Raw genomic sequence first — 13,628 nt, 5'->3', positions numbered from 1 at the left:
TCGCGGACTCCGCTCGTTGCAGGGGGAGTTGTACCCGGATCGCCGGCAGCCAGGGTGACGCGGCATGACGGGGCCGCCGCACAACCTATGGACCCCGCCGCCCCCGCCCCAACCCCTACCGCCGCTCCCCACCCCCAGTTCCGGGACCGCCGCCCCCTGCGGGACCGGCGGACAGCCCTGCTCACGGCCCGAGACGGGGCTCGAGGAAGATCCGGTCGAGGTGGTAGGAGAGGACCGCGGCGGCGGACTCGGTGCTGCGCTGGCCCACCAGGACGCTGGTGCCCAGCCCCGCGGACAGGGCCAGCAGGCTGACCGCCTCCGTGTGCGGATCCGTCCCGGACCGCAACTGCCCGTCCGCCGCCGCCTGTGTGAGCAGCTTCGTGACGGTGGCCTCGGCGGCGTCGGGCTCTTTGATGTACGGCTGGGCGGCGAGCGTGTCGTCGGTGACCGACAGGACCGCATAGGCGGTGTACAGGTGATGGAAGACCCGGCTCTCCTCGTCCGCGGGCAGCGCCGCCCCGAGCAGGGCCTCGATGACCGCGCGGGGTCCCGGGTCGTCGCCGGCGGCCCGGACGCGGGCGGCCACGCGCTGCCCGAAGCGTTCCGTGACGTGCCGCAGCCCGAACAGGAGCAGCTTCTCCTTGGACTGGAAGTAGTACTGCACCAGTCGCAGGGAGACACCCGCCTCCGCCGCCACGTCCCGCATGCCCACCGCATGGAGGCCGAGGCGCGCGGAGGCGCGGATCAGCGCTTCCGCGATCTGCGTGCGCCGTTGCTCATGGTCCACCTGCTTGGGCACGGTCCGCTTCTCCGTTTCCGCACGGCCGATGCTGCCGGGACCGCGTCCCGCCCAGCATTGATACGGTCGTATCATAAACCATGATACGTTCGTATCACGAAAACGTTCCGGCTCCTCGGAGGCAGCCCGTGTCCACATCCGTCCCGCGGCCCCCGGCCGATGTCGGCCGCTACATCGACGACACCCGACGCGAGCGGTACTTCGCAGCGTGCGACGCGCTCTACGCGCTGGGAGCGACCGCGTCAGCGGAGCAGGACGTGGAGACGTCCTTCGGTACGACGCACGTCTACCGCTACGACCCCGCCGACGCCGCCGCCCGCGACCGCACTCCTGTCGTCCTCCTGCACGGCGCGGGCTCCTGCTCGGCCATGTGGTATCCCAACACCCCCGCACTGAGCGCGGCCCGCCCGGTCTACGCCCTCGACACTCCGGGCGATCCCGGCCGCAGCGTGCAGCGCGCTCCGATCCACCGGCCCGAGCACGCGGCACAGTGGCTGGAGGAGACCCTGGCCGGGCTCGGGCTCGACCGGGTGCATCTCGTCGGCTCCTCCTACGGCGGCTGGCTCGCCCTCAACCAGGCGCACCGCGAGCCCGGACGCCTCGCTTCGGCCACCCTCCTCGACCCCGGCGGCCTGGAGAAGATCGGGCTGCGCTTCTTCACCTGGATCTTCGTCAGTCTCTTCGCCAGTTTCGCCCCCCGGGCACTGCGTCCCCGGCTCGCGGCCTGGCTGGACCAGCCCGTGCTGGTCGTACCGGAACTGCGGGCCATGGTCCACGCGAGCAGGCGCGCCTACCGCATCCGCCGCCCGGCACCACTGCCGCTGTCGGATGCCGAACTGGCCGACATCCGCACACCGCTGTACCTGGTGATCGGAAAGCGGAGCCTGATCCTGCACCCGCAGCGGCAGGCCGAGCGCGTGCCCCGGCTGATACCGGGCTCCCGGGTCGAGATCGTCGCGGGCACGGGGCACGGTCCGCAGATCGACCACGCCGAGAAGGTGAACCGTCTCATGCTGGACTTCATGGAGTCCGCCGACAGCGACCAGGTGCACACCGGCGGACGGCACGGCTGAGAACTCACGACGATGGCCTCGTTCACGGTGTGCGCACGCCGGCGCGAGCCGGCCGCGTCCGCCCGGAGCCGCGGGGCGGTCGGCACCGCAACCACCGCCGAGGACACCAGGCGGTCCCGCACCCGCCCCGGTGGACGTGTCCGGCGTGGCCTCCGGCCGGCTGCCGGGCCGGTGTCCCGCCACGACCGCCCATGTGCTGATGGCGAGGGGGCGGGTCGTGCGGACGGTGGCGGCCGGTGGGCCGGGTCACCCGGCCGGCGGGACGAGGCTGGTGCGGTCGAACGGGCCGGGGTGGGCGGCGGCGTACGCGATGGCGTCGTTGACGGCGTCGAGACCGAACGACCGGACTCGTTCCAGGGCGAGATCCACAGCACCCGAGGCGAGGAGCCGGATGATGCCGACGTTGGCGGTGCGCGGGTACATCCACTGCCCGCGCACGGTGACCGAGTTGCGCATGATCCAGGGATACGGCAGTGCGAAGTCGTCACCGCCGAGCATGCCGACGCCGCCCATGAGGACGACGCGGCCGTACTCGCGTACGGTCATGGCCGCCGCGCGCGACGTCGAGCTGGGTGCGCTCGGCGGGAGCAGGTCGATCACCATGTCGATCGGGCCGCCGGCCGCCGCGGACATCGCCGCGCGGTCGGTGGCCTCGTCCCCGGTCAGCCCGACCGGGCGCAGTTGCGGGCCGAACCGGTCGGCGAGGAGGCCGAGCGCGGCCTGGTTGCGGCCCGGTGCGACGACGCGGCCCGCTCCCATCGCGAACGCCACCGCGACCGCGCTGCTGCCCAGGTTGCCGGTGGCCCCGCTGACCAGCAGCGTCTCCCCGGCGGCGAGTCCGCCCGCGAGCAACCCGCCGTAGGAGATGGCGTGCACGCTGAGCGCCGTCCACCGGGCCGGGTCGTCGCCCGCCGCGGCGGGCAGCGGATGGACGTTCTCCGTCGGGACCCGCATCAGCTCGGCGAACGCACCGTCCGCCAGATGGCGGGCGAGCCGCGCGCCGCCCTCACCGCGCGGGCTCCAGCCCTGGAGCGTGATGTCGGGTGCCAGGGCGTCGTCCCGCGCCCGCACCGTCGCGTCGCACCACACCAGGTCGCCGACGCGCAGCCGGGTGGCGTCCGGGCCGACGTGAACGATCCGTCCCACGCCGCCCACACCGGGCACGACCGGTGGGACCAGGGGATAGTTCCGCGTGCCGTCGAAGACCTCGGCCGCGTAGGGCGCCACGTAGGCGGCGAGGACCTCGACCAGCACCTCACCGCCCCCCGCCGCGGGGTCCGGCACCTCCCGCACCGTCAGCGGAGCGCCGAACCGCGTCAAGACCGCTGCTCGCACCTGATGACCTCCATGTCCGTCCGTTTCCTGGGACCGACACTAGGAGCCGCGGGGGCATTCGGGAATCGACGATCCGGCATCCGTGGTATGCGTAGGTCGCATGGACATCTCCAGTACAGGACTGCGGGTCCTGCGGCAGATCGCCGAGTCCGGCAGCTTCACCGCGGCAGCTTCCCGGCTCGGCTACACCCAGTCGGCCGTCTCCCGCCAGGCCGCCGCCCTCGAACGCAGCGCGGGCACCACCCTGTTCGAACGCCGTCCGGACGGGGTACGGCTCACCCCCGCCGGTCAGACCCTGCTGCGCCACGCCCACACGGTCCTGGCCTCTCTCGCGGCCGCCGAACGCGAACTCACCGGTACCGGCCCGGGAACCGAACCGGTCCGGCTCGGCATGGTCATCAGCGCGGGCGTGGCCATGCTGCCCGCCGCCCTCGCCCACCTCGCGGCGACCGACCCGCACATCACCGTCACCACCAGCGAGGGCACCACCCCCACCCTGGTCCGGGCAGTGCGCGCGGGCACGCTCGACCTCGCCGTGCTGACGTCCCGTCCACCGCACCGCACTTTCGACAACGACTCGCCGCGGCTGCACATCGAGACCGTCACGGACACCGAACTGGCCGTGGCGGCGCCCTCGGCCGGGCAGTTCGCCGGACGCACCACGGTGCACGTCGACGAACTGGCCGACGCCGCGTGGATCGCCGCCCCCTCATCGTCCTCCGAGCCCCTGCTCGGCGTCTGGCCCGGCCTGCCCGCACGGCCACGCATCGCCCACCGCGCACGCGACTGGCTGACCAAGCTCCACCTGGTCGCCGGCGGCTTCGGCGTGACGACCGTGCCGTCGCGGTTCTCGCCCCTCCTGCCGCCCGGGGTGAGCCTGCTCCGCGTCGAGGGCGCGCCCCCCGAGACCCGCCGGGTACTCGTCGCGCGCCTCCCCGGCCGCCCCACCCCCGCGATCACAGCCGTCACCCGGGCCATCTCCTCGACCGCCTGAACCACCACCAGGCCCTCACACGGACATGGCCACGGTGACGGAGACGGACCGGGAGAACGGGAACGACGGGGGAGTCCGCTCCGGTGAGCGGCATCCGGCGGAGCCGGGCCACCTGCGGCCACACCGCGGTCGGACACCCAGTGATCGACCACCTCGGACGTACCAGTGCATCACCCCGTTCCCTGAGCCGGAGGCGCCGCCCGGCGGGCCCGGACTGGACGCGCTGCCCGCCGGGCCGGGCGATGGCGGTGGCGGTGGCGGCTGCCGTGATGCCGGCCGTCACCGCCCTGCTCGCCGTCAGCGTCCGCCGGCCGGTGCCCTGAGCGGGCGCCGGCCTGTGATGCCGGTCAACGGCCGCATCCGACGCGCTTCGTGGACAGCGCAAGGTCGTCCAGACGCAGGTCGTAGGAGTCCGGGGTGGGATTGCCCTGGTAGAGCTGCCAGCCGATGCGGACGGTGTCGAAGGCGGGGAGGACGAAGTCCACCGGATTGCCGCCGTGCCGGGTGGTGGTGACGGTCATGTCGGGCTGCGGCTTCCCGTCGATCCACACCGCCACGCGGTTGTCCGAGGCGTCCATCTCCCACTCCAGGCACGTCCACTTCCCCGGTTCCGCCGGGGCGGACTCGCGCCAGTCGGTCCAGTCGCCCGTGGGGCCGCCGTCGGAGCCGATGCCCCACAGATGCACCCCGTCGCCGACGGTGGGTACGTACTGGCCGCCGATCGGCCGGACCACGCTGCCGTCGCCCCGGCCGGTGGCTTCCACCAGGGTGAAGTGGGCCCAGTCCGGAGCGGTGGGGAAGGCGTCGACCTTCACCCGTATCCGGCCGAAGAAGCTGTTGTCCGGGGCGGAGAACTCGTCGACCTCCAGGAACGCGTATCCGTTGCCCTCGGTGCGCACCCGCAGTACTTGGTCCGTGCCGCGCTTGCCGCCGTGTCCGCGGCCCGGCTCGCGTTCGACGGACAGCGCGCCGTTACGGGTGTCCACGCCCCAGTCCAGGCTGGTGCCCGCGCCGCGCGGCAGCTTCTCGAAGTCCTCGCAGAACAGTAACGCCGGGTCGGGGGCGCAGCCGCCGGCCGGCCGGCCGCCGTGACGGTCGTGGGCCGGAGCGCCGCCGGTGGCGGCCACCACGGTGACGCCGGCCAGGGCAGCGGCGGCGAGCAGGCGGGGCAGCCGCCGGACGGAGCAGAGGGGAGAGCGCATGCGAAGTTCTCCATTCTCCATCGGGTGGGATCGGAGGGATTGCGCGAACCGTTATGGGAGCGCTCCCATAACGGTCGCCCGGCACCCTACGGCAACCGCTGCCCCCCGCACCAGACGATTGCCGGCAGTGCGTCGGCACCGCCCGAGACGACGGGGGCAGCGCCCCGACGACGACCGGCCGTCGCTGCTCGCATCGGCTCTTCGGCGAGCGTCACCGCTCGGACCCGCCGCGCCACCCGCCTGCTGCGCGGCGCCTGCTACGGCGGGAGCCCGGTCAGCGGACTTCCGTGAGCCTGCCCGTGGCCACGTTGAAGACGAAACCGCGGACGCGGTCCTTGTGGACGACGAACGGGTCGGCCTTAATGCGCGCGACGGACTGCCGTACGTCCTCCTCCAGGTCGGGGAACGCCTCCGCCGCCCAGGGCGGACGGATCCCGGTGTCCTTCTGGACCGCGTCCTTGAACTCGTCGTCGGTGAAGGTCAGCATGCCGCAGTCGGTGTGGTGGATCAGGATGATCTCCTTGGTACCGAGAAGGCGTTGGCTGATGGCGAGCGAGCGGATCTCGTCCTGGGTCACCACCCCGCCGGCGTTGCGGATGACGTGCGCCTCGCCGTCGTTCAGGCCGAGGAGCGCGTAGACGTTCAGCCGGGCGTCCATGCAGGCCACGACGGCCAGTTGGCGAGAGGGCGGCAGCGGGAGGGGACCGGAGAAGGTCTCGGCGTAGCGGGCGTTGTTGGCGAGCAGTTCATCGGTGACGGACATGACGGGCCTCGGTTCTCTCGTACGGGGAAGGGCACGGACGAAGTGATGGCGCGGAGCGGGATCACGCGGTCCGGCTACAGAAACCGTCGAAGAGATACACACGACGCGAGGGCCAGAAGCCCGTCAGTGTCGCGCCCGAGGTCGGCATCACACCAGTGAACTCCTCAACTCGGGGTCAGACAAGAGAATGAATGTTCGGCGCCGGGACCGCGGCGGCAAGGGCTCGCAGCACCCTCGCTTCCCGTAGCCGCGCGGGTGATGCGGCACATCAGCGACGAGGCCGTCCCACGGCCGGCCTCCAGGTCGAGCCGGACGAGGGGGCAGCGGCGCTGCCACTCCACCGGCCGGCTCGGGCACCAGGCAGGGGCGACGTCCTCCAACTACTCGCGCCGTTCCCCCGACGGCGCCCCGGCCGCACCGCTTCGAAGGGTTGATCGGCCGGCGCCGGTCCGGCGCACAGGCCGCGGGGTCCGCGTTCATGCGTGCTGGATCTCCGGTATCCGCAACTGTCCGCCTGGGAAGTCGCGGCTGCCCGGCATGGCGGTGCTGGCGTTCTGGACGGCCAGGCCGACGAGGCGGCCGTCGATCGGCAGGATGAGCCGGTCCTGGACGAGCTGGTCCACGACGGCGGCCACTTCCAGCGAGATCGCCCTGCTGACGGTGGAGGGCAGACTCGCGCGCGTCGACGCGGCGGACGGGACCGTGCGCACCCGGCCCTTCCTCGTCCACCCCGTGCCCGACTGGAGCGGCGGCGGTCTCGACCAGCGGATCCTCGCGCGCGGCCAGTTGGTGGCCCACCCGGACCACCCTGGGCAGGTGGCCGCGATGACCCGGACGGGAATCCTGAGCGGAGAGATCCTGCTGTGGGACGTCACTGCACCCCGGCGCATCGGCACACTGCCGAGCCGGGCCGCCAGCGTGCCCTTCAGCACCTCCTACGTCACCGGGCCGCTCGCCTTCGACGCGGACGGCTCGCACCTCGCCGTGCAGAACACGGACGGACAGGTCCGGGTGCGGGACGTCGGCCGCCACAGGCCCCTGCCCGGTGGCGCCCCCGCCACGGGCAACGACGCCCTGATCGGGTTAGGCCCAGAACACAGCGTCGTGCTGTCCGTGTTCGGCGCGGACATGGTTCGGATCCACGACCCGACGGACGCCGCCGCCTCCGGCATGCTGCCGGTCGCCGACGGTGACTGGGTGGCCAGCTCCCTGCGAAGCCACCGTCGGCACGGGCATCCTGCGCCAGACCTTCGACCTGCGCCCCGAGGCGCAGTTCCGTACGCTGTGGGCCGCCGCCGGGCGTGACTACACCGACGCGCAGAGACGGCTGTTGCCTAAGGGCACACCGCCCGAACCGCCGTGCGACCGACCCCGCGGTCATCGCCGCCCGCACAGCCTGGCCCCGAGTCTCCTGACCGCTACTGGCCACGAACCGACACGGACAGGGAACCCTTCGCCCGGCACGGCGATGCGTGTCCGGCGCTCGCGAAGGGGCCGCCCACCGTCACGGGCGGGCCCCTTCCATGTCCCACCACCCCCGGGCAACCTGCACCCCCACGCACCGCACTGCTGGCCGCGGCCGCCCTGCTGCTCGCCCCGTCCGCCCAGGCCGCCGGCCTCGCCTATGCCGGCATGTACCCGGCCGCCTCCGCCTGCGACGCGGCCGGCAAGGACTACGTGGTACGTGGCCTGACGGCCGGCTACTTCTGTGACGTCACGCCGTACGCCAGCCGCCTGTCCATCTGGAGCTGACCGTGCCGACTGCCGCCCAGCCGGACTCCCGGGACGAGGACCTGGCCGACCACCCCCGCGGCCGGGCGGAACCCGAAATGCGGGAGCGCCGCAGCACTGCCGCCGTCCTCGGCGTCACCCTCGGCGTCCGCCTGCCCGACGTCGACGGCCCGGACATCAAGACGGCCGACGGCCACAACCTCGGGCCGATCAGCAGGCACGCGAAGCCCGTCCACACCCTCGACGCGGCCACGGTCAACGGGTTGCACGCCGTGGCCCGGGAACATGCGGACGTCGTGGTCGCCGCACTCGGAGACGCGATGCCAGATTCGTGTGGTCAACTCAGCCGGGTATCGGCGTACACGGTCATCGCATCGCGCTGGTAGACGGCGAGACCTTCGGCGATCCTGTCGAAGTTGGCCCGCATCTGCGGGTCGTCGACGTAGGTCTGGCCCACTCCCTTGTACGCGGCCGCGGTCGGGGTCCAGAACCGGCAGATCTGCCGGTAGTTGACGTCCACCTCAGCCTGTACGGCAGGGTCGGAGACAGGTGTGCCGGCCACCATGAACTCCGCCATACGGATCATCTGCGCCGTCACCTCACGCTGCCAGCGCTCCGTGTCCTCGGAGGTCATCGCCTCCACTGCCTGCCGGGACTGCTCCCACGCCTGCGGCCACCGCTCCCGCACCTCGGCCTCGGCCTCGGAGGGGAACTGGAACCCCTCGAACAGGTTCTCCGGCTTGTTAATCTTCGTCATCTTCCCGTTGTCCCTGCCTTCTTCCAGTTCGGCGATAGTGCGCCCGACCGTACGGGCCAGCGTCGCCAGCCGGTCCCGTTCCGCGAGCAGCCGTTGGTGGTGCTCACGGAGCACGGCCACCTGGTCGAGCTGGCTGTCCAGAACCGCCTGGATCTCGCGCAGCCCCAGGCCGAGCTGCCGCATCAGCAGGATTTGCTGCAACCGCAGCAGATCGGCCTCCTCGTAGTAGCGGTGTCCGTTGCTCCCGATCCAGGCGGGCGGCAGCAGGCCGATCTCGTCGTAATGCCGCAGCGTCCGCGATGTCACCTTGGACATCCGCGCCACCTGTGCGATCGACCAGGCCATTCCCGGTGCCTCCCTCGCCGGGCCGGTCTCTCCGGCCACACACATGACCGTAGAAGTTGCCGCAACGGAAAGCGCAAGCCCTGAAACCCTGTTGGCCAGGCACCAGTGCCTGACCCGCTGGACAGGCCCTGGTGTGCTCGTGACCTCGCAGGTTCGCCGGGCCCTTCAGGCTGCGGTGGCGACCGGGGACGTCCGTCCAGTCGTTGAGACGCTGCTGCGCCAGCGGGATGTCGGCGTGCAGCGTGCCTGGTCAGGGCTCCAGCGGATCGGAATCCAGGTGCGAACGAGCTGCTTCACACTCGTATACTCGTGCGGGTTCATGGAGGGGGAGGTGGAGGCAGTGAAGCTCGCTGAGGCGCTGGCGGAGCGTGCGGAGGCGACGCGCCGTGTAGAACAGCTACGAGCGCGCGTCGTCGACAGTGCGCGGTACCAGGAAGGGGAGACACCCGCGGAGGATGCCGCTCAGCTACTCGCTGAGGCCGGTGAGGTGCTGGATGCCCTGGAATCGTTGATCCGGCGGATCAACCGGACCAATGCCACGGTGCCAATGGGTCAGGACGGCACGCTCACCGATGCCCTCGCGCGCCGGGACGTCCTGCGGTTGCGTCACTCTGTGGTCACCGCGGCGGCGGGTAAGGGCGAGCGGGGCTACGGCCGGCAACTCCGCTCCGAGCTGCTGATGCTCTCCGCGCTTCCGGTCGCGGAGCTGCGTGGTCAGGCGGATGCACTCGCCCGGGAGATCCGCGAGGTCGATGTGCGGATCCAGCGTATGAACTGGGAAGTCGATCTGCTGGACTGAGCGGTCCAGCAAGCCGGAACGATGTGGAGCAGGTAGCTGCTTCGGAGGCGTGCACACACCGAGGGCTGGCGGTTTTCCAGCCCACTCCTGGCGCGTGAAGAGCAACGCGGGGGTTCGACTCCCCAGCAACAGTGCAGCTCAGCACTGCGTACAGGTAACGGTGCACAGCGCACAGCACATCACCACGTGCAGATCCGAGGCGGCGAGGGCGGGTTCGGGGCCTTCCGCATCGAGGCGAATGCCGTGTGGCTGACCGTGTTCCCACTGCAGACTTGCGCCCCTGGCTCGATCCGGCCGAGGGCATCTGGGCGCTGGTGAAGCGCGCCCTGGGCCACCTGGCCGCTGCGGACCTCAGTGAGATCACCAGTGCCGTGAAACGTGTCGACGCCCTCACCGGGCACGTCCGCTCCTTCGCGACCATGCTCACCGAGCGCCAGGGCGAGCGCCCGCCCCGACTGGCTCGACGTCGTCCGGCAGGTCGACCCGCCCAGCCTCCACACCCCCCGGCAGGCATCGACCGGGACCGCGACGACGTCATCACCGGCCTCACCCTGCCCTGGAGCTCGGGCGTCGTCAACGGACACGTCAACCGGATCAAGATGCTCAAGCGCGGAGCGAGCAAGCGCTGTGCCCGGGGCGGGAATCCTGGAGGGAAGGACGAGCAGTGAGTTGGGCGTCGCGGTTTGCGGTGCTGACCGTGCGGTCGGCCAAGCAGTCCCTGGCCGCGGCCGGAGAGGACGGGTGGCGACAGCAACCGGTGGGACGGCGTGCTGTCCACCCAGACGCTTCTGTCGAAGGTGAGCGGTGTGCCCCGTCCCCCGACGGGACGCACCCGCCGACCCCGCACCATGCTTTGCGTACTCGTGTATTGACTGCCCGTCACGGTGTCCCTAGGGTCACGACGAATTCACGAACGGCGTTCGGTATATCGACCACTCCGATCGGTCGTAAATGTCATGCGCATGATCAAGCGAAGAACGGACTCCGCCCCCCGATCCCCAGGAGACCGACCATGTCGATGAGATCACCCCACACCTGGCGGGACAGGCCGCTCGTCCTGCTCGCCCTCGCACTCGCCCTGGTCGGCGCCGTGTTCGCCGGCCAGACCTCCGCGAGCACCGGCGCCGCGGCCGCCGGCTCCCAGCCCTGCGACCTGTACGCCGCGGGCGGCACTCCCTGTGTCGCCGCCCACAGCACCACCCGCGCCCTGTACTCCGCGTACAACAGCCGCCTCTATCAGGTGAAACGCGCCTCCGACGGCGCCACGCGGGACATCGGCGTGCTCAGCGCGGGCGGTTACGCCGACGCCGCCGCACAGGACGCGTTCTGCGCCGGCACCGGTTGTCTGATCACCGTCCTCTACGACCAGTCCGGCCGCGGCAACCACCTCACCCAGGCCCCGCCCGGCGGCTTCCAGGGCCCGGCCCCCGGAGGCTACGACAACCTCGCCGAGGCGTCCGCCGCGCCCGTGACCGTGGGCGGCCACAAGGCGTACGGCGTCTTCGTCGCGCCCGGCACCGGATACCGCGACAACAGCACCAACGGCATCGCCACCGGCGACCAGCCGGAAGGCATGTACGCCGTCCTCGACGGCACCCACTACAACGGTGGCTGCTGCTTCGACTACGGCAACGCCGAGACCAACAGCCGCGACAACGGCAACGGCACCATGGAGACCATCTACTTCGGCAACAGCCGGACCTGGGGCTACGGTTCCGGCAACGGCCCCTGGGTCATGGCCGATCTCGAGAACGGCCTGTTCTCCGGCGTCAACCGCGGCTACAACGCGGGAAACCCCAGCGTCAGCCACCGCTTCCTGACCGCCGCCGTCAAGGGCGGACCGAACCACTGGGCCATCCGCTCCGGCAACGCCCAGTCGGGCGGCCTGGCCACCGCCTACGACGGTCCGCGCCCCAACGCCACCGGCTACAACCCGATGAAGAAGGAAGGCGCGATCATCCTCGGCATCGGCGGCGACAACAGCAACGGATCGGCCGGCACCTTCTACGAGGGCGTCCTGACGTCCGGCTTCCCGACCGACGCCACCGAGAACGCCGTCCAGTCCAACATCAACGCGGCCGGCTACTCCACGTCCGCCCTGACGGGCGCGCCCACCGTCGGCTCCCGTGTCTCCCTGCGGGCCACCACCTCCTGCTGCACCGCCGACTACCTGCGGCACAACACCGCCGACAGCAACGCCGTCATCGCGGCGACGTCCTCCTCCAGCCCGGCCGCCGACAAGGCCGCCGCCACCTGGACCGTGCGCGCGGGGCTGGGCGACGCCTCGTGCGTGTCGTTCGAGTCCGCCGACAGGCCGGGCCAGTACCTGCGCCACTACGACTTCCGGCTGCGGGTCGACACCGTCGACACCGCGCTGGCCCGGCTGGACGCCACCTTCTGCCCGCAGGCCGCCCACAACGGCCAGGGCATCTCCCTGCGGTCCGCCAACTACCCCGCCGACTTCGTCCGCCACTACAACTACGCCGCCTACGTGGCCGCCGACGGCGGCACCCACGCCTGGGACAGCCACACCTCCTGGGCCGACGACACGAGCTGGGTCGTGACCTCGCCGTGGGCCTGACCCCCCGGTCCTGACCCCGGACGCGCAGGCCGGCGGTGCCACCCGACGCTGGTGGCACCGCCGGCCGCCCGTCGTCCGGTCAGCGCCAGCCGAGTGCCGGCGCCACGTGCGTCAGGATGCTGCCGATGACATGTGCGTTGTAGTCGACACCCAGTTGGTTCGGCACGGTGAGCAGCAGGGTGTCGGCCGCGGCGATCGCCTCGTCCCGGGCCAACTGCTCGACCAGGGCGTCGGGCTCGGCGGCGTAGGACCGGCCGAAGACGGCGCGGGTGGTCGGGTCGATGTAGCCGATCTGGTCTTGCGAGTTGCGCTCCCGGCCGAAGTAGGCGCGGTCCCGGTCGTCCACGAGGGCGAAGATGCTGCGGCTGACCGACACGCGCGGCTCACGGGTGTGACCCGCCGCCCGCCACGCCTCCCGGTACGCCTCGATCTGCTTGCGTTGCTGGATGTGCAGCGGTTCGCCGCTCTCGTCGTCCTTGAGCGTCGAGCTCTGCAGGTTCATCCCCAGCCCGGCCGCCCACACCGCGGTCGCGTTGGAGCTCGACCCCCACCAGATCCGCTCCCGCAGGCCCTCCGCATACGGCTCGATACGCAGCAGCCCCGGCGGGTTGGCGAACATGGGACTGGGGTGCGGCTCCGCGATCCCCTCGCCCTTCAGCACCTCCAGCAGCCGCTCGGCGTGGGCCCGGGCCAGGTCGGCGTCGGTGCCGCCCTCCGGTGGCCGGTGACCGAAGTGCCGCCAGCCGTCGAGCGCCTGCTCCGGAGAGCCCCTGCTGATCCCCAATTGCAGCCGGCCGCCGGAGATCAGGTCGGCGGCCCCCGCCTCCTCGGCCATGTACAGGGGATTCTCGTAGCGCATGTCGATCACCCCCGTGCCGATCTCGATACGGTCGGTGCGGGCGCCGATCGCCGCGAGCAGCGGGAACGGGGAGGCGTGCTGCCGCGCGAAGTGGTGGACCCGGAAGTAGGCGCCGTCGGCTCCCAGCTCCTCCGCCGCGACCGCCAGGTCGATCGCCTGGAGCAGCGAGTCCGCCGCGGAGCGGGTACGGGAGTGCGGAGAAGGCGTCCAGTGCCCGAAGGACAGGAACCCGATCTTTTTCATGCCTGCTACAACCACCGTGCGCGCCGTTCATTCCAGCAGGGCGGCGCGGAGGCAAGGCGCAAGCCTCCTGCTCCCGCCCCTCGTCCGGAGCGATCTGCCGTGCGGTAGGGGAGATGCGGGCGGCGTCCCGGATATCCTGGCGGCCGC

Annotated in this window: 13 protein-coding genes and 1 pseudogene; 7 read left to right on the top strand and 7 right to left on the bottom strand. The window is 71.6% G+C overall.

The window, feature by feature from the left end:
• Positions 1-181: 181 nt before the first annotated feature.
• Complete coding sequence (locus IE316_RS30610) at positions 182-799, bottom strand: TetR/AcrR family transcriptional regulator (protein WP_190207787.1); 618 nt, start codon at positions 797-799, stop codon at positions 182-184.
• Positions 800-927: 128 nt separating this feature from the next.
• Between IE316_RS30610 and IE316_RS30605 the strand changes: the two genes are divergently transcribed.
• Entirely contained in the window at positions 928-1,872 is a 945-nt protein-coding gene (locus IE316_RS30605) for an alpha/beta fold hydrolase (RefSeq protein WP_229910626.1), read from the top strand.
• Positions 1,873-2,118: 246 nt separating this feature from the next.
• Here IE316_RS30605 and IE316_RS30600 read toward each other — a convergent pair whose 3' ends face one another.
• Positions 2,119-3,207: an alcohol dehydrogenase catalytic domain-containing protein gene (locus IE316_RS30600; RefSeq protein WP_190207785.1), complete on the bottom strand. Its 1,089-nt coding sequence runs from the start codon at positions 3,205-3,207 to the stop codon at positions 2,119-2,121.
• Between the two features lie 100 nt (positions 3,208-3,307).
• On the opposite strand from IE316_RS30600, the gene IE316_RS30595 reads away from it, so the two are divergent.
• A complete protein-coding gene (locus IE316_RS30595; protein WP_190207784.1) occupies positions 3,308-4,201 on the top strand; it encodes a LysR family transcriptional regulator in 894 nt (297 codons plus the stop codon).
• A 347-nt stretch (positions 4,202-4,548) separates the two neighbouring features.
• Here IE316_RS30595 and IE316_RS30590 read toward each other — a convergent pair whose 3' ends face one another.
• From IE316_RS30590 to IE316_RS30580, 3 genes are all read right to left on the bottom strand, one after another.
• Positions 4,549-5,403, bottom strand: coding sequence for a hypothetical protein (locus IE316_RS30590; RefSeq protein ID WP_190207783.1), 855 nt, complete (start codon positions 5,401-5,403; stop codon positions 4,549-4,551).
• 274 nt (positions 5,404-5,677) lie between these two features.
• Positions 5,678-6,166 (bottom strand): beta-class carbonic anhydrase, encoded by a 489-nt coding sequence (locus IE316_RS30585; protein ID WP_190207782.1) that lies wholly within the window; start codon positions 6,164-6,166, stop codon positions 5,678-5,680.
• Between the two features lie 476 nt (positions 6,167-6,642).
• On the bottom strand, positions 6,643-6,876 hold the full coding sequence (locus IE316_RS30580) for a hypothetical protein (RefSeq protein WP_190207781.1): 234 nt from the start codon (positions 6,874-6,876) through the stop codon (positions 6,643-6,645).
• On the opposite strand from IE316_RS30580, the gene IE316_RS30575 reads away from it, so the two are divergent.
• On the top strand, positions 6,869-7,471 hold the full coding sequence (locus IE316_RS30575; RefSeq protein WP_190207780.1) for a WD40 repeat domain-containing protein: 603 nt from the start codon (positions 6,869-6,871) through the stop codon (positions 7,469-7,471). The two genes, IE316_RS30580 and IE316_RS30575, sit on opposite strands and share 8 nt — an antisense overlap.
• Positions 7,472-7,920: 449 nt before the next feature.
• Complete coding sequence (locus IE316_RS30570) at positions 7,921-8,283, top strand: DUF2000 family protein (protein WP_190207779.1); 363 nt, start codon at positions 7,921-7,923, stop codon at positions 8,281-8,283.
• On the opposite strand, the gene IE316_RS30565 is transcribed toward IE316_RS30570, so the two are convergent.
• Positions 8,235-8,999 (bottom strand): MerR family transcriptional regulator, encoded by a 765-nt coding sequence (locus tag IE316_RS30565; protein WP_190207778.1) that lies wholly within the window; start codon positions 8,997-8,999, stop codon positions 8,235-8,237. The two genes, IE316_RS30570 and IE316_RS30565, sit on opposite strands and share 49 nt — an antisense overlap.
• A gap of 340 nt (positions 9,000-9,339) precedes the next feature.
• Here IE316_RS30565 and IE316_RS36145 point away from each other — a divergent pair, with 340 nt between their 5' ends.
• The 3 genes and pseudogenes from IE316_RS36145 (at position 9,340) to IE316_RS30550 (ending at position 12,379) form a co-directional block, all read left to right on the top strand.
• A complete protein-coding gene (locus tag IE316_RS36145) occupies positions 9,340-9,798 on the top strand; it encodes a DIP1984 family protein (RefSeq protein WP_190207802.1) in 459 nt (152 codons plus the stop codon).
• Between the two features lie 228 nt (positions 9,799-10,026).
• Positions 10,027-10,178, top strand: a pseudogene (locus IE316_RS36425) (IS630 family transposase); the annotation flags it as partial.
• A 638-nt stretch (positions 10,179-10,816) separates the two neighbouring features.
• Positions 10,817-12,379, top strand: a complete 1,563-nt coding sequence (locus tag IE316_RS30550) for an alpha-L-arabinofuranosidase B (RefSeq protein ID WP_190207776.1) — start codon at positions 10,817-10,819, stop codon at positions 12,377-12,379.
• 79 nt (positions 12,380-12,458) lie between these two features.
• Here IE316_RS30550 and IE316_RS30545 read toward each other — a convergent pair whose 3' ends face one another.
• Entirely contained in the window at positions 12,459-13,481 is a 1,023-nt protein-coding gene (locus IE316_RS30545) for an LLM class flavin-dependent oxidoreductase (RefSeq protein WP_190207775.1), read from the bottom strand.
• Positions 13,482-13,628: the final 147 nt, after the last annotated feature.

Origin of the sequence: Streptomyces fumanus (assembly GCF_014655295.1) — a bacterium.
GTDB lineage: Bacteria > Actinomycetota > Actinomycetes > Streptomycetales > Streptomycetaceae > Streptomyces > Streptomyces fumanus.
This window is presented reverse-complemented; position numbering and strand designations above follow the sequence as displayed.

Bases quoted from the DNA above. Each gene is read 5' to 3' on its own strand.
- IE316_RS30595 (WP_190207784.1), top strand. From the start codon at position 3,308: ATGGACATCTCCAGTACAGGACTGCGGGTCCTGCGGCAGATCGCCGAG.
- IE316_RS30590 (WP_190207783.1), bottom strand. From the start codon at position 5,403: ATGCGCTCTCCCCTCTGCTCCGTCCGGCGGCTGCCCCGCCTGCTCGCC.
- IE316_RS30585 (WP_190207782.1), bottom strand. From the start codon at position 6,166: ATGTCCGTCACCGATGAACTGCTCGCCAACAACGCCCGCTACGCCGAG.
- IE316_RS30565 (WP_190207778.1), bottom strand. From the start codon at position 8,999: ATGGCCTGGTCGATCGCACAGGTGGCGCGGATGTCCAAGGTGACATCG.
- IE316_RS30550 (WP_190207776.1), top strand. From the start codon at position 10,817: ATGAGATCACCCCACACCTGGCGGGACAGGCCGCTCGTCCTGCTCGCC.
- IE316_RS30545 (WP_190207775.1), bottom strand. From the start codon at position 13,481: ATGAAAAAGATCGGGTTCCTGTCCTTCGGGCACTGGACGCCTTCTCCG.